The organism is Bacillus sp. FDAARGOS_1420 (assembly GCF_019344915.1).
Classification (GTDB): Bacteria; Bacillota; Bacilli; order Bacillales; family Bacillaceae_G; genus Bacillus_A; species Bacillus_A mycoides.
This window is the reverse complement of the sequence record NZ_JAHWJB010000002.1, coordinates 537686-556658: the sequence shown is the minus strand read 5'-3', so window position 1 is coordinate 556658 and position 18973 is coordinate 537686. Positions and strand designations below refer to the sequence as shown.

At 35.3% G+C, this 18973-nt stretch carries 19 protein-coding genes and 2 pseudogenes; 2 read left to right on the top strand and 19 right to left on the bottom strand.

Translation table 11 applies throughout. From position 1 onward, the window contains the following. Positions 1-90: 90 nt before the first annotated feature. The 13 genes and pseudogenes from I6L50_RS13105 to I6L50_RS13045 form a co-directional block, all read right to left on the bottom strand. On the bottom strand, positions 91-1464 hold the full coding sequence (locus I6L50_RS13105) for a putrescine aminotransferase (protein WP_219301782.1): 1374 nt from the start codon (positions 1462-1464) through the stop codon (positions 91-93). Continuing rightward, positions 1465-2958 carry an aldehyde dehydrogenase family protein gene (locus I6L50_RS13100; protein ID WP_113936986.1) on the bottom strand — a complete coding sequence of 498 codons (1494 nt, stop codon included), beginning with the start codon at positions 2956-2958 and terminating at the stop codon, positions 1465-1467. It lies immediately after the preceding gene. Between the two features lie 390 nt (positions 2959-3348). Continuing rightward, positions 3349-5478, bottom strand: coding sequence for a sigma 54-interacting transcriptional regulator (locus I6L50_RS13095; RefSeq protein ID WP_219301781.1), 2130 nt, complete (start codon positions 5476-5478; stop codon positions 3349-3351). Between the two features lie 144 nt (positions 5479-5622). Continuing rightward, on the bottom strand, positions 5623-5871 hold the full coding sequence (locus I6L50_RS13090; RefSeq protein ID WP_002011502.1) for a biotin/lipoyl attachment domain-containing protein: 249 nt from the start codon (positions 5869-5871) through the stop codon (positions 5623-5625). Between the two features lie 27 nt (positions 5872-5898). Further along, a complete protein-coding gene (locus tag I6L50_RS13085) occupies positions 5899-6189 on the bottom strand; it encodes an SAV0927 family protein (RefSeq protein WP_000762559.1) in 291 nt (96 codons plus the stop codon). Between the two features lie 18 nt (positions 6190-6207). Further along, complete coding sequence (locus I6L50_RS13080; protein WP_219301780.1) at positions 6208-7488, bottom strand: Glu/Leu/Phe/Val family dehydrogenase; 1281 nt, start codon at positions 7486-7488, stop codon at positions 6208-6210. 183 nt (positions 7489-7671) lie between these two features. Further along, positions 7672-9021, bottom strand: a complete 1350-nt coding sequence (locus tag I6L50_RS13075) for an APC family permease (RefSeq protein ID WP_016093021.1) — start codon at positions 9019-9021, stop codon at positions 7672-7674. 422 nt (positions 9022-9443) lie between these two features. After that, positions 9444-10412 (bottom strand): class 1b ribonucleoside-diphosphate reductase subunit beta, encoded by a 969-nt coding sequence (gene nrdF / locus I6L50_RS13070; protein WP_002011508.1) that lies wholly within the window; start codon positions 10410-10412, stop codon positions 9444-9446. Between the two features lie 94 nt (positions 10413-10506). Continuing rightward, positions 10507-11892, bottom strand: a pseudogene (locus I6L50_RS13065) (ribonucleoside-diphosphate reductase subunit alpha); the annotation flags it as partial. A 401-nt stretch (positions 11893-12293) separates the two neighbouring features. Then, positions 12294-12992, bottom strand: a pseudogene (locus I6L50_RS13060) (ribonucleotide reductase N-terminal alpha domain-containing protein); the annotation flags it as partial. Beyond that, positions 12979-13338 carry a class Ib ribonucleoside-diphosphate reductase assembly flavoprotein NrdI gene (nrdI, locus tag I6L50_RS13055; protein ID WP_105584136.1) on the bottom strand — a complete coding sequence of 120 codons (360 nt, stop codon included), beginning with the start codon at positions 13336-13338 and terminating at the stop codon, positions 12979-12981. The pseudogene I6L50_RS13060 and the gene nrdI, both read right to left, overlap by 14 nt. 478 nt (positions 13339-13816) lie before the next feature. Then, positions 13817-14134 (bottom strand): hypothetical protein, encoded by a 318-nt coding sequence (locus I6L50_RS13050; protein WP_060750618.1) that lies wholly within the window; start codon positions 14132-14134, stop codon positions 13817-13819. Between the two features lie 25 nt (positions 14135-14159). Beyond that, on the bottom strand, positions 14160-14354 hold the full coding sequence (locus tag I6L50_RS13045) for an abortive phage infection protein (RefSeq protein WP_219301779.1): 195 nt from the start codon (positions 14352-14354) through the stop codon (positions 14160-14162). Between the two features lie 261 nt (positions 14355-14615). On the opposite strand from I6L50_RS13045, the gene I6L50_RS13040 reads away from it, so the two are divergent. Continuing rightward, entirely contained in the window at positions 14616-15194 is a 579-nt protein-coding gene (locus I6L50_RS13040; protein WP_219301778.1) for a GNAT family N-acetyltransferase, read from the top strand. A gap of 60 nt (positions 15195-15254) precedes the next feature. Here I6L50_RS13040 and I6L50_RS13035 read toward each other — a convergent pair whose 3' ends face one another. Further along, on the bottom strand, positions 15255-15857 hold the full coding sequence (locus I6L50_RS13035; RefSeq protein ID WP_219301777.1) for a histidine phosphatase family protein: 603 nt from the start codon (positions 15855-15857) through the stop codon (positions 15255-15257). Between the two features lie 81 nt (positions 15858-15938). Beyond that, on the bottom strand, positions 15939-16097 hold the full coding sequence (locus I6L50_RS13030; RefSeq protein ID WP_060750621.1) for a hypothetical protein: 159 nt from the start codon (positions 16095-16097) through the stop codon (positions 15939-15941). A 253-nt stretch (positions 16098-16350) separates the two neighbouring features. Here I6L50_RS13030 and I6L50_RS13025 point away from each other — a divergent pair, with 253 nt between their 5' ends. After that, entirely contained in the window at positions 16351-16536 is a 186-nt protein-coding gene (locus tag I6L50_RS13025) for a YkvS family protein (protein WP_002064385.1), read from the top strand. A 50-nt stretch (positions 16537-16586) separates the two neighbouring features. Here the strand turns inward: I6L50_RS13025 and queF are convergent, their stop codons facing one another. From queF to queC, 4 genes are read right to left on the bottom strand one after another with little or no spacing between them, the layout of a single operon-like run. Further along, positions 16587-17084, bottom strand: a complete 498-nt coding sequence (queF, locus tag I6L50_RS13020; protein ID WP_002086808.1) for a preQ(1) synthase — start codon at positions 17082-17084, stop codon at positions 16587-16589. A gap of 18 nt (positions 17085-17102) precedes the next feature. After that, complete coding sequence (queE, locus tag I6L50_RS13015; RefSeq protein WP_002086811.1) at positions 17103-17819, bottom strand: 7-carboxy-7-deazaguanine synthase QueE; 717 nt, start codon at positions 17817-17819, stop codon at positions 17103-17105. Next, on the bottom strand, positions 17812-18303 hold the full coding sequence (queD, locus tag I6L50_RS13010) for a 6-carboxytetrahydropterin synthase QueD (protein WP_002011526.1): 492 nt from the start codon (positions 18301-18303) through the stop codon (positions 17812-17814). The genes queE and queD overlap by 8 nt, the downstream gene beginning before the upstream one ends. Next, positions 18303-18965 carry a 7-cyano-7-deazaguanine synthase QueC gene (queC, locus tag I6L50_RS13005; protein WP_002086813.1) on the bottom strand — a complete coding sequence of 221 codons (663 nt, stop codon included), beginning with the start codon at positions 18963-18965 and terminating at the stop codon, positions 18303-18305. Before queC ends, queD begins: the two co-directional genes overlap by 1 nt. Between the last annotated feature and the right edge of the window lie 8 nt (positions 18966-18973).

Here is an 18973-nt window from a genome sequence, read left to right as displayed (position 1 = left end):
GTTACACTGCCTTCCTGTAATAACATACAGGTAAATCTATTCTAATTATAGTTTCAATCGTTTGAATTCACATATAACCTTATACAAAATTTATTTTACTTTTACTTGAGTTAGCACAGATTTAAACGTATTAATAACTGTATCTACTTCTTCATAACTAATTGTAAGGGATGGTTCAATACGAATAGTTTTTGAATTAATTAATGTTCCCGCAACAAGAATTCCTTGATCAAACATCGCCTTTGACACTTCATAACCAATCTCGTCTTTATGGAATTCAATCCCAATCATTAAACCTTGACCACGAATTTCAAAGATTTTATCTTCGTGTCCTTCTGCTGCTTGTTTCAATCCTTTTAAGAAATACTCCCCAACTTCCATAGCTCGTTCCGGTAATTTCTCTTCCAATAATACATGAATTGTTGCAATTGCAGCAGCACATGCAAGAGGATTTCCTCCAAATGTCGTTGTATGCATAAATGGATTTTCAAACCAACTTTTGAATACTGTTTCTTTCGCAACAATAGCTCCCGCCGGCATTACACCTCCACCAAACGCCTTCGCAAGACAAATAATATCCGGCACTACATCATATAATTCTGCAGCAAACATTTTTCCTGTACGTCCCATTCCAGTTTGTACTTCATCAAAAATAAGGAGTGATCCAAACTCATCACAAAGCTCTCGTACTTGTTTCAAATAATTTTCTGGAGGTAAAATAATACCGCCCTCTCCTTGAATTGGTTCTAAAATAACTGCTGCAACATCTTCTCCTACTAATGCACATGTCTCAAATGTTTTTCTCATCATTTCAATATCGCCAAACGGAACATGACGGAAACCCGGAATTAATGGTAAAAATGGCTTACGGAACATTCCTTTTGCCGTCCCAGATAAAGCACCAAGGCTCTTACCATGGAAAGCACGCGTTGTAGCAATGAAAGTTGTTCGTTCACTATACATTTTTGCTAGTTTTAATGCTGCCTCTACGCTTTCTGTTCCACTATTTGTGAAGAAGGCGTATTTCAAATCACCAGGTGTAATATCCGCTAAAATCTTTGCAAGCATTGCTCGAAGTGGATCCAGTAAATCCTGACTGTGCAATGCTTGACGTTTTAATTGATCTGTCACAGCTTTTACCACTTTCGGATTACGGTGACCAACATTATAAATTCCAAATCCACCTAAACAGTCAATATATCTTTTACCGTTAATATCCATGAAACAAGATCCTTCATCTGACCACTCTACTGCTGCAAATTGTCCATCTTTTGTTACTGTTTTTCTATAAGCAAGAAAACCAGGGTTTACATGCTCTCTAAATCCGTCTACTGTTTCTTTTTGAATCCAGTTTGCCTCTTCTTCAGTAACCTTTTCTTTTTCAATTAACTGTAGTACTTTCGTAATATACTCATTTACATTTGATTCTTTCTCATTCAATTTATTTTTCACGTTCGTTTCCATCTAATTCACTCCTACATTTTTTTTATTTGCAAACCAACCTATTGGCTCTACTTCTAGATTTATATTAATCTGCTTAATTTCTTGAAATTCTTCTAACCCAAAAGTTCCTAGACTACGACCTATACCACTTTGCTTATATCCGCCCCAAGGTGCCTCATTATATGTTGGATGATAACTATTAATCCACGTAATTCCTGCGCGAAGTTTGCGAATCACACGCATTGCTTTTGCACCATCAACTGTAAATACTCCTCCAGCCAAACCATAGTCTGTACCATTTGCCAACTCAATTGCTTCCTGTTCGTCTTTAAACTTTTGAATTACTACAACAGGACCGAAGATTTCTTCCTGGACAATGCGCATATCAGGTTTTACATTGACAAAGACTGTTGGTTCAATAAAGAAACCATCACCTTTTCCATCCTCCATTATTCGTCTACCTCCGCAAGCAACGTTTGCACCTTCGTCTTTCCCAATTTCAATATAGCGTAATACTTTTTCCATATGTTCTTGACTTACAAGTGGCCCCATTTCTGATTCTGGATTATCACCAGGCCCAACGTTAATTTGCTGTGCTCGCTCTACAAAACTATTAACAAATTTATCATAAATCTTTTCTTCTACAAGGATTCTTGATCCTGCTGAACATACTTGTCCGCTACCTGCATAAATACCGAATAGAGCATAATCAATAGCGGTCTCAAAATCTGCATCTGCAAAAATAATATTTGGAGATTTCCCTCCAAGTTCTAACGAAATCTTTTTCATATTATCTGCCGCTGTTCTCATAATGTGCTTACCTGTTTTTGTTCCACCTGTAAAGGAAATCATGTCCACTTTATTACTCGCTGCAATTTCATTTCCTACTATTGGACCGGCCCCCATTACCATATTGGCAACACCTTTTGGTAGCCCTACTTTTTCAAGGATTTCGAATAGTTTTGTTGCAGTGATCGGTGTCACTTCAGAAGGTTTAAACACAATTGTATTTCCAGCTGCTAAAGCAGGTGCAATTTTCCATACACTCATCAATAGCGGATAATTCCATGGAACAATTAATCCACAAACACCAACTGGCTCTCTTACAACCATCGCTTGCATCGGATCGGCTACATGATATGTTTGACCATCTGGCTTTGTAATCAATCCGGCATAATAGCGAAAACAAGCCGCTGCATCTCCAATATCTCCTTCTGCCTCACGGTATGTTTTTCCATTATCCATTGTTTCAAGGTATACTAATTCTTCCATATTTTTATCAATTTCATCTGCTATTTTAAATAAATATGATGCCCTTTCAGCAGTGGATGTTGCTGACCAAATTCCGCTATCGAAAGCCGTTCTTGCCACTTCTATCGCGTATTTTGCATCCTCAATCGTTCCCTCAGGTGCATATGCTATACCCTTGCCATTCGCAGGGTTAATAATCGTTCTTTTTTCTTGATCACTAGAGTCTCTCCATTCACCGTTTACATACATTTTTAAATCTAGCACTATATTGAATCCCCCTTCATCGATCGTTTATATATTTATAAGCAATTTCCATGCCAATATTTAAAATTCAAAAGAATCATACATAAAGTGAAACTTTAATTAGCCCTCACCAATCGGGTGTTTACGGACAGCAGGGCTTCCACCTAACTTCTTTGCTCCACCTGAATTTTGAGGTGGGAGTTTTACTGCCCACAAATAGCGGGATAAACTGACTATTTTCTTAAAAACAACAAACATTTTATGCATTTCCGCATACACTATTCCATTTTGCATAAAGCGAAACTTTAATCATTTCCGCTACCGCCTTCACCACTCGGGACTTGAATCCCAGAGAATATGTACATGCTGAGCACACACAAAAAGGAGAAGTCTATGTGACCTTCTCCTTTTTTAGGAATATGAGATGATATCAGCCGCTATCTCTTTTTCACTAACAATCTTTTGATATTTACGACTCACTGAAGATTGGCTGATTCCAAGAGCTTTTGCAGCCTTAGTCGTTGTTTTGTACTGCTTCATTGCAAGTAAAATCAATTGTTCTTCTACAGAATGTAGTGCTTCTTGTAATGGTAATACTCTTGTAATAACTGGTTTTGATTTTTTAAAGTCATAACCAGTTGTTAAAAACTTACTAACAAACTCCGCTTCAATTACTGGATCGTCTGCTGATACTACTAAACGTTCAATCATATTTTGTAATTCACGTACATTTCCTGGCCATGAGTAAAACTCTAGTAAGCTAAGCGCATCTGGAGTTAAATGATAATTTTTATTATATTTTTCATTTAACTGTTGTAAGAAATGAAAGGCAAGTACCGGAACATCTTCCATTCGCTCTCGTAGAGGAGGCACTCGCAACGGAATTACATTGAGGCGATAAAATAAATCTTCACGGAATGTTCCAGATTCGACCATCTTTTCAAGGCTCTTATTTGTAGCAGCAATAATTTGTACATTTATTTTCATAGGTGTTGTACTTCCAATAGGAATTACTTCTTGTTCCTGCAGGACTCTAAGCAATTTTACTTGCAAATGTAAAGGCATTTCTCCAATTTCATCTAAAAATAAAATACCTTGATCAGCTCGCTTAAAATATCCTTCTTTTCCATTTTTATCGGCTCCTGTAAAAGCACCTTTCGTATAACCAAATAGTTCACTTTCTAGCAAAGTTTCTGGAATTGCACCACAATTTAATTTTAAAAATGGCTTTGAAGATCGGTTTCCAAGTTGATGAATTGCCTGAGCAATTACTTCTTTTCCGACGCCAGATTCTCCAGAAATAAGAACATTGGAAGAAAAATCTGCTATTTTTTTAGCTTGGTTAATAATTTGCTCCATTTTCGGACTACAGTAAATAAGCTTCTTAAGAAAGCGATCTTTATTTTTAAAGTCATCTAACTCCTTCTTATATTGCTCTGATATCTTCTTTATTTCATGTAATTCCGTCTTCAATCTCGTTGCTTCGGTAATATCCCTGGAGGCAATAATAATACGATGAAGCTCTCCGTTTTCATTAAATACAGGGTTTCCAACTGCTAATATTTTTCTTCCACTTTTTGTTTCTTGTACAACTGATACCTTTTTTTGTTTTTCCAACACTAATCGCGTAACCGATGGACTAAATAATCCTTTCTTTTCTAGGTCTAAAAGATTTTTTCCTAATAAGTCCTTCAAATTACTCCCCCAAAAATCATTGATAACAGTTTCACTATAACGAATTAATTCCCCTTTATGATTAACAACTAATATTTCATCATAAATGCTAGACAAAATTGCATGTAAATCTTTATTTAAATCCTTTATATATTCAATTTCCATCGCCATGTCCTCGACCATCGGCAAATCTTGCACAATAATAACCATTCCTTCAATACTTTGATCAAAGTTTGGAATTGGACTATAGTCAACTAATACACCCATCTCATTTGTGATTTGTAATTGATTCAAGATCGTTTTTCCCGTTGTAAATACGTTATTAATGTGCTCTTCGTTAAAAATCAGTTTTGCTTGTACATTCATAACTTTTTCAGGAGTCGATTTAATCATCTTCAAACCAGACTCATTGCAATTTACAATTTTCTTTTCACGATCTACTACAAAAATCCCCATTGGAATAGACGTTAAAATAATTTTTAATATATCAACACTCTGATTTTCTTGTTTAAATAGTTCTGCAAAAACATCCTCTCTTCTTATATATCCTGTTAGCTCATCCACTTCATTTTTTACTATGGCAATCGGCGCTCCAATAATTTGAAAAAGAGCTGTTAAAGAAATATCTTTACTAAGATGACATATTGTATCTAGTGAAACAGCATTTGAAAGTAATAGCTTAGAAGTTAATTCCTTACTATTTGATAGCAGATCCTTCACATGAACGTATGCAAATAATTTCTCTCCTCTTTTTAAAAATAGAAACGATTCTTTTATATTTTTAACATCTATATTCCATTCCTTTTCAGATTGATCGATAGGTAGAGAAACTATGGGTCTAATTTTTGTATGAGCGATGGAAAACATTCTGCTATTCCTCCTTTGAACTATTTAATTTGTATTGTATCATTAAAAACAGATTTTTTTAATTAATCTGAAAATAAAACATTTCTTTCTTTATTTAATAAAAAAAGGAAGATGAGCGCCTCCATCTTCCTCATAGTTCTATCATTAATCACTACCACTAACGAAAAGATCTTCTTGAATATAAGCTAATACCATACCTGGAATTACTTTATCTCCCGCTTCTACTTCTAAAGATTGAACTTCTCCACTACATCCCATCTTAATTACTTCCAGTTTACCATTCATATCTTTAATAGCGAATAATGGCTCCCATTCATAAATTCGAGAATCCTTATCGATAGACACTTTTTCAATTATTCCATAACACGGACTCGTAATAATATCATAATACATACTCAATCATCCCTTTCTTTTATTCTATTAATATTGTTCTTCTAACCTTTGTGACTGAAGAATCATATAGAAAAAGCTTTGAAACTCTTCTATGTCCTCTACCTCAATGCCTAACCTTGTTGCCCAATATTGTTCCTCTCCAATATCTTCTTGGCTTAATAAAACCATTCTCCCATTTTGAATTGAGGTAACCATTGCTTTTCCAAGAAACTGTTGCGAATACGTAACAGCTATATCGTAACGATGACTATTCGACACAATACAGTAATAACCGATTTGTTGTCTCTCCACTTCTTCTAATAAAATATCCAGTTTCATTTTAGCCCTCCCTTTAGGTTAAAAATGCAACCAACCTCTTAGGCGCGATGCTTCTACAATCTTGCGAACCCCTTCCATATAAGCAGCAATTTTCATATTTACTCCAAAGCGTTTATAAGTATCAAGTACGTTAGAAAAACTAGATGTAATTTTCTCCTTTAAACATTGATCAACATATTGCTCCGTCCAGTAATATCCTTGGTTATTTTGACACCATTCAAAATATGAAACAATCACGCCACCAGAGTTTGCTAAAATATCTGGAACAACCAAAATTCCCTTTTCTTCTAACATGGTTATCGCCTCTTTTGTTGTTGGTCCATTTGCAGCCTCAATGATAATCTTACATCCAAGCTTTCCTGCATTATGTTTTGTAATGACTCCTCCAATTGCCGCCGGAATGAGTACATCACATTCTTTTTCTAACAACTCCTGATTAGAAATTGTTTTACTAAAGAGATTCGATACTACACCGAAAGAATCTCTGTTTTCTAGTAAATAAGGAACATCTAGACCGTCTGGATTATAAATTCCTCCTATAGCATCTGATACCCCGACTACTTTCACACCAATATCATATAAATATTTTGCCAAATAACCTCCAACATTCCCAAACCCTTGAATAATAACTCGCATATTTTGTAGCGGAATTTGTTTTAACTCACTTACTAACTGAAGTGTATACAATACACCTTTAGAAGTTGCTGTTTCCCGCCCTTGTGATCCTCCTAGCATTAATGGCTTCCCGGTTATAAAGCCTGGAGAGTCAAACTCCCTGATATGGTCATATTCATCTAGCATCCAAGCCATAATTTGCGCATTTGTATACATATCAGGTGCTGGAATATCTTTCGTCGGCCCCACAATTTGACTTACTGCTCTTACATACCCACGACTCAGTAACTCTAGTTCTCTAAAACTCAACTCCTGTGGATTACAAATAATCCCGCCCTTTGCGCCTCCATATGGCAGTCCTGTCACTCCACATTTCAAGCTCATCCAGCCAGCAAGTGCTTTTACTTCTTCTGCCGTAACATCTGGATGAAATCTAATACCACCTTTTGTTGGCCCTGCTGCGTCGTTATGCTGAGCGCGATACCCTTGAAATACCTTTGTTGTTCCATCATCCATTCGAACAGGAATGCTTACTTCTAAAAAACGCATCGGTTTTTTCAGAAATTCGAATACTTCGTCTGGATAACTTAAAAAATGAAGCGCCTCTTTTAATATAGCTTGAAATTCCTCTAAAGGATTTTCAACTTCAACTGTATTTGTATGTTTTTCTGATTGAATCGGCACGATAACACCCCTCTTTATACTTTTACTAATTGTACAAAGCAATAATCGTGCCAAGTGAAAATACTACGTTAATCATACCGTGTCATCCCCTTTACTTATGAATCTTTGAATGACTTATGCAATGCTGCATGATTATCAAATATAAAAAAAAGACATCGGAACTTATCCGATGCCTTTTTCTTTTTATATTTCCTGTGCTTCTTCAAAATGCATTTGCGGAGGAGCTGAACGGAACATATTTGTAACATATAGAAGGTACCCAATTCCAATAGCAGCCCAGCAAAGTCCCAAAATAAGTGAATGGATATTGAGATTAAACCATAGTACGGCTACAGTAGCAGCACCCAAAATAGGCATAACTAAGTAATTTAAGAAATCTTTTATCGTCTTATATCTTTTTTTCTTGATTATATAGTAAGAAATTACAGACAAATTAACAAATGTAAATGCAATAAGCGCTCCAAAGTTAATAAGAGATGCTGCTGTTTCTAAATCAATGAATATAGCGAAGAGCGAAATAATTCCTACAAAAATAATATTATATACTGGGGTTCTCCAGCGAGGATGAATGTATCCGAATATTTTCTTCGGAATTACATTATCTCGCCCCATTACGTATAATAACCTGGATACACTTGTTTGAGAAGCTAAACCAGACGCAAGTGTCCCCATAAGGGTTCCTACTAAAAAGAAAGCTTGAAATAATTTCCCGCCAACATATAGCGCAATTTCTGGGGATGCTGATTCTTGATTTTTAAATACAGATGTATCTGGAAACATAGATTGTGTAAAATACGTTGTAGTAATGAATAAAACTCCGCCGATTAAAGCAGTAAGAAAAATAGCTCGAGGAATTGTTTTTTTGGCGTTTGGTGTCTCTTCTGAAAATGTAGTTACTGCATCAAAACCTAAAAATGAGAAACAAAGAATTGTTGCACCTGCAACTAACGGTGATATTTGTATATCTGATTGAAAAAACGGCTGAATGGAAAAAACTTCTCCTGTTCCCTCTCCCGCTAATAAGCCTTTTATAACTAGAAAAACAAATACGGCCATTACTAACACTTGAAATATTACTAAGAACGTATTGAAATTAGCAGTAACATTTACGCTAATCATATTTATTAATGTAACCAGGAGAACAAAGCCAATGACCCATACCCAACTAGGAACACTTGGGAAAAATGCTGACATATAAATTCTCGTTAATAGTGCGTTCACCATTGGTAGAAACAAATAATCCAATAACGCGGACCATCCAACAAGAAACCCAAGCCTTGCACTAATTGTCTTCTGTGTATACGTATAAGCAGATCCTGCGGTAGGAAAAGCCTTTACCATTTTGCCGTAGCTTGCAGCGGTAAACAACATCCCCGCTAATGCAATAAGATAAGCTCCTGGAACATGACCACCCGTTTTTTCAGAAACGATTCCAAATGTATCAAACCCAACCATCGGTGTCATATACCCGACCCCTAGCATAACAATTGACCAAAGCCCTAATGAACGTTTTAAACCAACTACTTTCCCCACCTATCATTCCTCCTACGTTCTCTATCTAATTTCCATTTAAAAATCGACAATCAAAAGGAAGCGTTTTCAAATAACTATATATCACACCGAGTATTACCTCCCTTTTTGTTACTTTTTAAATATTCATGCAATTTTCAAGCCAAAATTTCTAGCATTTGAAAATTCAATACTAGAAAGAACGTATAGGTGAAGTTGGTCCTCATTTCTTCTCATTTTTTATTCATTTTGACATAAGTTATTCAATCTCTCATACGACTAAATATGAAAAATACAACTTTAATCCTTGTTTTTTCATTCTCACTTCCTAAAAAATTGGGCTTTTACAAGATTAAAATATTTCCATGAAATAATAACATTATGTAAACTATTCATAGCAAAAAAGCTGTCTTTTCTATAAAGACAGCTTTTTCTATAACACTATATTAAAAATTGAATACGAAGTCATCGTCTGCTAACTTTTCAACATTCGTTGCTTTTACGTAACCATTTCCTTTTACAGAGAAGAAGTCATGGTTTTTCGTATCTGTACGTAAACCATTTAAAACGATTGGGTTAATTTCTTCTTCCTCAAACTTCGGCTCAAGCCCTAAGTTCATAAGTCCTTTATTCGCATTGTAACGAACGAAACGATTTACATCCTCTACAAGACCGATAGAAGTGTAAATTTCTTCTGTATATGCCAATTCAATTTCATACAGTTCCATTAATAACTCTTGCGTTTCCGTTTGTACTTCTTGTTGCTCTTCTGCAGAAAGTTCTGTGAAGATTTGTTGTGCTAAAATACCAACGAATACGCCGTGAATTGACTCGTCACGAATTATTAGGTTAATAATCTCACCACTTGCCGTCAATTTACCTTGACCTGCTAAGTAAAGTGGATAGAAGAATCCACTATAGAATAAGTAACTTTCTAAGAACACACTTGCTACCATTGCCATGTATAACTCTTTTTTCGTTACTTCAGGCTTTAATAAGCGACGATAGTAACTAGTAACAATACCAGCTTTTTTCTCAAGTAATGGATGGTTATCTACCCATTCAAAAATATCATCAATTTCTTCTTCAGTAGCTAACGTTGTGAAAATATGGCTGTAACTCTTCGCATGTACTTCTTCCATAGCGCCCATGAAAGCTAATACACTTTTCGCTTGTAAATTTTCAAGATGAACAAGTACAAGTGGCATCCCTTCGCCACCTTGTTTCGTATCTAAAAGTGTTAAACCACCTAATACACGCTTATAAGCAATTTGCTCTTCTTTTGATAATTGTGCCCAAGTATTTTTGTCAGAAGACACTGCGATTTCTTCTTCTGTCCAAAACTGAGCGATGTTTTGCTTCCAAAACATTAAACTAAAATCATCTTCTTTTTTGTTCCAGTTTACCGCACGCATTAAATCGCCCCTTCTCTAAATAAACATAAAAAATTGATAACTAAGCATGAGCAGGGTTCAGAAAAACCCTGCTCATAATGTCTCACTTTTTATATTAAACGGTACAAGCCACGCACTCTTCCACGCTTAATTTACGTGTTCTCGTATAATAAAGACTCTTCAAGCCTTTTTTATGTGCATAAATGTAGTAACGTGCTAACTCACGTGTTGAAATATCACTATTAACATAAAGAATAGTACTAATTCCTTGGTCAATATGTTCTTGAACTTCTGCGATTAAATCAATTAATTTAAACTGATTCATATCGTAAGAAGATTTATAGTACCAGAACGTATCTTTTGATAAATACGGCATTGGATAATATGTTGTCGCATTCGCATACGTTCTTGATTCAATTTGACTTACGATTGGCATTACGCTTGAAGTTGCATTTTGAACGTAACTGATCGATTGTGTCGGAGCGATTGCAAGACGATATGAGTTGTATAAACCATTCTTCTGTACTTGCTCTTTTAAACTTGTCCAATCTTCTTTTGTTGGAATATGAATTCCTTCAAATAATTGCTGAACTGTTTCAGTTACTGGGCTGTAATCTGTCGTTTCATACTTTTCAAAGTATGTGCCGTTTGCATAATCAGACTTATCAAAGTCTTTAAATGTCTCGCCTTTTTCTTTAGCGATCTCCATACTTTTCTCAATCGAGTAGTAATTTAACATCATAAAGAATGTACGAGCGAATTCTTTCGCTTCAGCACTTTCATAAGCCATTTTATTTTTTGCTAAATATCCATGTAAGTTCATTGCTCCAAGTCCAACTGAATGAAGCTCATCATTTGCTTTTTTCACAGTTGGGGCATTCGGAATGATCGTCATATCAGAAACAGCTGTTAAAGCTTCCATTCCCGCATGAACTGCTTCACGGATTTCTTTATTTTCCATTACGTTTACGATATTTAACGATCCTAAGTTACAGTTAATATCGCGGCGGATAATGTCTTCTGTACCGTAATCATTTATTTCAGAAGTTTCTTGTAGCTGGAAGATTTCTGTACATAAGTTCGACATCTTCACAGTTCCAATATCCTTCAGTGGATGCTGGTTATTTGCATTTGATTTAAACATTAAGTATGGGTAACCAGACTCCAGCTGAATCATAGCAATTTTAATAAGCATATCACGCGCACTAATATCTAGTGGCTTCTTCTTCACTTCCGGATTGCTCATTAATTCATCGTACATTTCGTCGATATCTATATCATCTAAATGTTTTCCGTACTCTTTAAATACTGTATAAGGCGCGAAAACATGGAAAGGTTCGTTTTTCTCAGCAAGCTCAAAGAACTTACTTGGAACGATAATTCCGATTGATAGAGACTGAATACGGCTCTTCTCATCGGCATTTATTTTTTTGGTATCAAGGAATTCAATAATATCCCAATGGAAAATGTTTAAGTATACTGCACCTGCACCTTTTCGTTGCATATTGTTACTCCATATCGTCAAAACGTATGGGGGATAGTCATTTCTGCTACCCTCTCTATATCGCTATAGAGTTCAGACCATATCTTCTTCTCGCCAAATTCTTCATTTAACCATTTATCATATGTTTGATGCACATGAATATGGCATAAACTATAATAACTGTATATACCCTTTGAATTTGGTTGTTTTGAGAAGCCAGGTTCGAGCTACTTAGTCACCTACATAGCCACTTGGTCGTTGAACCTTCTCCTTATCTAATAGATTTAGGAGCTTGGCTGCTGATTTCCTGCAATCTTGGATTTTCAGGGGTCGCTACGTAATTTCTTCGTAGTATCCTACCTCGATATACTCAGGCGTTCCAGCAATTGACCCGGTTTTATAGTTGAGCCATAAAGTTAACCCAACTGATTCGCATATGAAAACGAATCTTCAAGCAATTTCATAACAGGTACTACACCACTTGCGGCGTTATCAATACCTTTAATTTGCTCACCACGTGCGCGTAGCTTAGATAAGTTTAAAGCTACTCCACCACCGATTTTCGATAATTGCATTGCAGTATTAATGTTAAAGCCGATTGAATTTAAGCTATCATCCATCTCTAACAAGAAACAAGACACCATTTCTCCTCTTCTGCTTCGTCCCGCATTTAAAAAGGTTGGTGTCGCTGGTTGGTAGTTTTGTTTTACAATCATGCTTGCGAAGTGTTTTGCCTTCGCAACATCACCGCGTCCTAAGTATAATGAAACAATTGCTACACGATCTTCATAGCTTTCTAAGTATTGTTTTTGATCATTCGTTTTTAACGCATAATCTTTATAGAACTTAGATGCTGCCATATAAGATTGGAACTCGAAGTTTTCACCATAAGCGATGTTATAAACTCCTTCTACTTCCTCCAAGCTATACTCGTCCAGAACGTTGTAATAGTAATCATGTTCTTTCATATACTCCATTCGCTCTGCCACGCTATTAAAATGAACGGTATTCTCTCTAGCTTCTTCCATAAAGACTTCTAATGCCTCTTTATCTTTATGAAGCTGATAAAAACCGTCCTGCATTTGCGTGATTTCATTATTCAGTTCAATGTGTCGCAATCTCCCGCACCCTTTCTTTAAAATATTCTACATCATTATTTGTTCCAGATAACTCAAATTTTGATACAATAGGCACTTCATATTTAGTAGAAATTTTGTCAGCACTTGCACCAAACATGTCTCCCCAATTACGATTGCCACTTGCAGATACGCCTTTTAATTTTTCATTATTGCGTTCTAAAAAGTCTAAAACACGTTCCGGTACATTGCCAAAACCTGTTGTATACGTAATAAGAATAAAGTCTTCATCTAATACTAGAGCTTCTTCAATTTGAACGGCCGGCATATTTAATTTGTGGATGAAACGCTTCACGTTTCCTGTCATAGAATCATATGCAACTAACATTTCCGACCCTCCCTCTCCAATCTATATTCTCTGTATGTCGTTTCTTGATTTCTCTATATATTGTATTACGTTTCAAAATAAGACACAAGATATATGTATAAATTCTTTCTTTTTTTAACTTTTACTTTTCGACATGACCGTCGATTTTTTTCAATACAAAGACTATGAAACAACATTCTAAAACTCATGTCAATAAAGTGCTTTTCAAAAAACTTGTCAACGAATTTAACCTTATTTTAAAAAAAGTTAACAATATTTTTTGTCATAAAACAGTAAATGCTGGAGTAATATATTTCTCCAGCATCACGCAAAAAAGAACAGACCTTAAACGATAATCTGTTCCAAAAAACGATTACATTTATCAATTTTACTTTATTAAATATTTATACATACTCTTTCGTTCCTCGTTACATACTAAAAGATAACTATTATAGAAAAAGATTATTATTATGGAACTTCAATTTATTTATGAAAAAAATCATTCAGGCTGCTCAATACGCAAAATATCTTTTACAAATATATGATGTGGATTCTCATCTTTATCGAGCATTGTACATACAGGAGCTTCTTCATCAAAGTATACGATCATTCCTTCTACGTACTGATATGTATGTTGAACTTGTACAGTTACTTTAATTTCTATTGCTTGCTCATATGCTCTTTTTATTTTCTGAAGCATTTTTGCTGAACATTTTCGTTTCTCTGGATACATAACCATTCCCATAAACCTATTCCCAGCTCTATCTTTCCACATGTAATCCCAATGTGGCAATATGCCTTGTTTAAAATCCCCCATAATTCTCCTCTCCTTTATCTTCTATTTATGAACGTGGTGCTTCTGAATATGTATAAATGACCTGTCCACCGCGCTGTGCGTTCCCGATAATATGTTTAAAATCTTCTCGATTTACAACAACTTCTCTGAACGTATAAAATACATCTTTCGTCGCAACATACTCCTTTATTTCACCATTTTTCAGCTGATCCAAAATTGTATTTGCTAATTGTTCATCCATGTATTTCACCTCTCTGCAATAGTTTATTTTATCGCATCTTCTATAGGTCGACAACGGTAAAATTATCCCGTTACTATTATGTAATTCACTTTCATTATTTTTATATCTATATCACTTTATTATATTCGCACTAAATATCATATACTAACATAGCTACTTCTCTATATCAAACTTTTTGATGCCCTGTATAACAAAGTTCCAAATCACTGTTTGATATTTTATTTTATGCTACAATATACATTTAGAACTAGGAGGGATACTATGATTCGGAAAGCAAAAAAGACAGATGCGGTAGAAGTAGCACCTTTATTGTATAACGCTCTGCACGAAATTGCTGAAAAAATCACAGGTAGCACAGTTGAAGCAAAAGTAATACTAGGACTTGAAACATGGTTCGAAAAAGAAAATAATCGATTGAGCTATGAAAACTGTTTAGTGGCTGAACAAGGTGGAAAGGTAGTTGGGGTTATTGTCGTTTATCACGGTAGTGACGCTGAACAACTTGATGCACCAATCATACACTACTTAAGAGAACTACATGAAGACGAATCCATTACGTTAGAAAAAGAAGCTGAACTTGATGAGTATTATATTGACACGTTGTCAGTTTCAAGTATGTACAGTGGACGTGGTATTGGCTCTAAATTAATCGATGCAGCTGAACTTCATGCAACTGAAAAAGGACATGAAAAAATCGCCTTACTTGTTAATTTAGAAAACAAACGCGCTTTTTCACTATATGAAAAACTTGGTTACAAAGAAGATAAAACCGTTATGCTCGTCGGTGAACCGTATGCCCATCTAATAAAACCATTACGGTCATTGGTTTCTATATCTTAAAAGGACAATTCTTTTTTACTTGTTATGTAGAGAAAGAGGCTGCCAAAGGGACAGCCTCTTTTAAATTAATTTTGTATTTAATACATTTCCATCCATAGCCTCATGAAATGTATACGTTGTACATCCCCATGGCTTCTTATGGAAAATAGGCGAACCAGACCACCCCATTGCCCTCAGTTCAGTCCCAATCATCGCATTAAAATAACTATGACCTACAAGGGCAATATGTCCATGTACGAGCGCATAGCGGTGCAACATATTAGCGGCTTGCCTTGCTCTTTCTCGTACTTCCTTATAAGACTCAACCTCTTTACTATAACCAACTATCCATCGTGTACGTCCAATAAACATCCATACATTCGGTTTACATTTCAACCATTTTGGAGCATAAAAACTCGTTGGAACTTCAGCTTCCCTAAAAAGAGGATTTTGCACAAAAGATAGGGAATCCAATAACTCAGCCGCTGACTGTATAGCGCGCCTTTCATCACTCGTTACAACCAGTTTCGCTGATTCCATCGCCTCAATTGTTTCAATTGGTATAGGAGTTTCTTTTACTGTAGTCCCTAAATCATATTGCTTCATCCATTCACGAAATGAAATAATTGTCATTGGCTCTATAGTACTGTCCAAACGACCATGACGAATAAAAGAAATTCGCATTCTTTCCACTCCCCATTCATCACTTACGAACTATATTACGTACTATTTCTTATTGCCATCTTACCATGCATAAAAAGAAAGTTATATATCCCCACCACTATCATGTGTTATTGAAGTGTGCATACCATCCAGTCCATCAAAATATGTAGTTGTTTCATGATGACGCACTTTCTTCAACTGTATATATGAAAATAAAAATAATAAAATCGCTATAAAGCTCCCCACAACTTCAAACATCATTTTACCGCCCCTAATTTCTCCCACTTTAGTAGGTCATTGTATCTTTTATTATACTCCCGTATAAAGATGTATGCATTTTCATCATTCTTCTCCTAAACAATATTTTTTACATATTTTCTTACAAAAAGTGAATATTTTTCGAATTTTTACTTTGGAAACATTTACAAAGTAGTAAATATAGTTCAAAATAAGAAGAAATAAAAAAGCCCAAATTATTCTTTTTTTGGGAAAACTGGAACAAGGAGAGTTGCTTATGCAGATCGCAGAAACTGGAGATATCATTGAATTTAAAGGTGGAATGCAAGGCCGTGTTCAAAAGGTAAATCAAAACTCCGTTATTGTTGATATAACAATTATGGAGAATTTTAGAGAACTAGATATGGAACCTCTTACAGTTGTAAGCCATAAAAACTATACTGTCATTAATCAACATGCATAATATAATAGAAAGAAAGGATCTGTATATCATACAGATCCTTTCTTTCTATATTAACGATTATCGATCTTTTCTGGATATAAATCGTGATTCATCATGCGGTAGTCTGCCATTTTCTCATACTTAGTTCCTGGGCGGCCGTAGTTACAGTAAGGATCGATTGAAATACCACCACGTGGTGTAAATTTCCCCCATACCTCAATATAGCGTGGATCCATTAATTTAATTAAATCATTCATAATAACGTTCATGCAATCTTCGTGGAAGTCACCATGATTTCGGAAGCTAAATAAATATAGCTTTAAAGATTTACTCTCTACCATTCTTTGTTCTGGAATGTAGCTAATATAAATTGTTGCAAAATCTGGTTGTCCTGTTTTCGGACATAAACTTGTAAATTCAGGACAATTGAATTTTACAAAGTAATCACGGTTTGGATGGTTATTATCAAATACCTCTAAAATTTCCGGGCTATATTCAAATAAATATTTTGTATTTTGATTTCCTAATAATGTTACATCTTTTAAATCTTCATCTAATCTTCCTGCCATTTTAAACATCCCTTCTCATTATACCCCTCGTTTATTTCCCCATACTAACGCATGAAGCTGAGGCAGTACTTTCGCATCATTCATTTCTTTACAATTCACAGCTTTTTCAATAAGCCACTCATATTTTTCTAATAGTTTTTTTATAAGCACCGCATCATCCACTGTTTTCGTATCATCATTCCCTACTTGTAAGAAAAATGGTACATTCGGATAACGCTCGTGCATCTTAACTGCATATTCAAAATCTTGATCATCGAATACTACTACTTTTAAACTAAAATCTTTCCCTGCTAGTTTATGAATAACAGAATCCAACATCTGAAAATCTGTTTTCATAGTTGAACTTGGTGGTTTTGGAGAAATCGTTACCTCATCAATTTGAAGCAACCAATCTTGCCATTTACTCCCTTGCGTTTCTACCGCTGTTCGCATTCCATTCTCCTTTAATATAGAAAGAAGAAATTGCATATTTTTCAGCAAAACAGGATTTCCACCCGAAATCGTAACATGAGAAAAATTTTCTCCACCAATTTCTACAAGCTCATTCCAAATGTCTTCCGGTGTCATTTGTTTAATTTGATCTTTGGCCGATCCATCCCATGTAAAAGCAGAATCACACCAAGCACAGCTATAATCACATCCCGCTGTACGGATAAACATTGTCTTTTGTCCTACAACCATCCCTTCTCCTTGAATGGTTGGGCCAAATATTTCTAAGACGGGGATTTTACTCATCGAGCATCCACTCCCGTCTTACTTCCGCATAACTAGTCGGCGTCTCAAAAAGACGAACAAATTCAACACGAGCTCCCTTATATTCGTTCGCACGATTATCTTTCGTTAATGCTTCTGCCATCTTTTCATAAATCCAAACGACCATATTTTCAGCAGTCGTATTCATTTCTGGCAATGTTTCGTTTAAATAACGATGATCTAAATAAATTTCTATTTCATTTTTCCAAATCTCTTTTATATCTCCAAAGTCAATTGCAAGGCCTATTTCATTTACATATCCGCTAATTCCAAATACGACTTTATATGTGTGTCCATGTAAATTTTTACATTTCCCTTCATAGCAGTGTAAATGGTGCGCTGCGTCAAATGTAAATTCCTTGCTGACCATTACTCTTTTATTATGATATTTGAGTTGTTCACGCTGAATATCCTTGTCCATTTTTTGCAAATTTTCTACGATGCGAAATCCAAAAAAGTTATCCATTAGTTGCTCGCTCCTTCGCGTTCTTGTAGATACGTATCTAATCCCGCTTTACGAAGTTGACATGCTGGACATTCACCGCAACCATCACCAATGATTCCGTTATAACATGTTAATGTTTTTTCTCTAACAAACTCAAATGCTCCAAGTTCATCAGATAATTTCCATGTCTCTGCTTTATCAATCCACATAAGTGGTGTATGAATAACAAACGGATAATCCATAGATAAATTTAATGTAACGTTTAATGATTTCACAAACACGTCACGACAATCTGGATAACCACTGAAATCAGTTTCACATACACCCGTTACAATATGACGTGCTCCAACTTGTTTTGCTAATACAGCCGCAAATGATAAAAATAGTAAATTTCGTCCATCTACAAATGTTGATGGCAATTCACCTTCTTCATGTGTAATCTCCATATCCGTTCTCGTTAACGCATTTGGAGCAAGTTGATTTAATAGGCTCATATCTAGTATCGTATGTTTAATTCCTAGCTCTTTCGCAATTTCCGCTGCACAATCAATTTCTAATTTATGACGTTGATTGTAGTTAAATGTTACAGCTTCCACTTCTTCAAACTGCTGTATCGCCCAAAATAAACATGTTGTACTATCTTGTCCACCACTAAAAACAACAACTGCTTTTTCTTTTTTCATTTCACTCA

What these genes read in the sequence shown, in the direction of transcription:
- I6L50_RS13105 (WP_219301782.1), bottom strand. Translation starts at nt 1,464, where the DNA reads ATGGAAACGAACGTGAAAAATAAATTGAATGAGAAAGAATCAAATGTA.
- I6L50_RS13095 (WP_219301781.1), bottom strand. Translation starts at nt 5,478, where the DNA reads ATGTTTTCCATCGCTCATACAAAAATTAGACCCATAGTTTCTCTACCT.
- I6L50_RS13090 (WP_002011502.1), bottom strand. Translation starts at nt 5,871, where the DNA reads ATGTATTATGATATTATTACGAGTCCGTGTTATGGAATAATTGAAAAA.
- I6L50_RS13085 (WP_000762559.1), bottom strand. Translation starts at nt 6,189, where the DNA reads ATGAAACTGGATATTTTATTAGAAGAAGTGGAGAGACAACAAATCGGT.
- nrdF (WP_002011508.1), bottom strand. Translation starts at nt 10,412, where the DNA reads ATGCGTGCGGTAAACTGGAACAAAAAAGAAGATGATTTTAGTTTAATG.
- nrdI (WP_105584136.1), bottom strand. Translation starts at nt 13,338, where the DNA reads ATGTTAGTTGCATATGATTCTATGACAGGAAACGTGAAGCGTTTCATC.
- I6L50_RS13050 (WP_060750618.1), bottom strand. Translation starts at nt 14,134, where the DNA reads ATGGGGGATTTTAAACAAGGCATATTGCCACATTGGGATTACATGTGG.
- I6L50_RS13045 (WP_219301779.1), bottom strand. Translation starts at nt 14,354, where the DNA reads ATGGATGAACAATTAGCAAATACAATTTTGGATCAGCTGAAAAATGGT.
- I6L50_RS13040 (WP_219301778.1), top strand. Translation starts at nt 14,616, where the DNA reads ATGATTCGGAAAGCAAAAAAGACAGATGCGGTAGAAGTAGCACCTTTA.
- I6L50_RS13035 (WP_219301777.1), bottom strand. Translation starts at nt 15,857, where the DNA reads ATGCGAATTTCTTTTATTCGTCATGGTCGTTTGGACAGTACTATAGAG.
- I6L50_RS13030 (WP_060750621.1), bottom strand. Translation starts at nt 16,097, where the DNA reads ATGATGTTTGAAGTTGTGGGGAGCTTTATAGCGATTTTATTATTTTTA.
- I6L50_RS13025 (WP_002064385.1), top strand. Translation starts at nt 16,351, where the DNA reads ATGCAGATCGCAGAAACTGGAGATATCATTGAATTTAAAGGTGGAATG.
- queF (WP_002086808.1), bottom strand. Translation starts at nt 17,084, where the DNA reads ATGGCAGGAAGATTAGATGAAGATTTAAAAGATGTAACATTATTAGGA.
- queE (WP_002086811.1), bottom strand. Translation starts at nt 17,819, where the DNA reads ATGAGTAAAATCCCCGTCTTAGAAATATTTGGCCCAACCATTCAAGGA.
- queD (WP_002011526.1), bottom strand. Translation starts at nt 18,303, where the DNA reads ATGGATAACTTTTTTGGATTTCGCATCGTAGAAAATTTGCAAAAAATG.
- queC (WP_002086813.1), bottom strand. Translation starts at nt 18,965, where the DNA reads ATGAAAAAAGAAAAAGCAGTTGTTGTTTTTAGTGGTGGACAAGATAGT.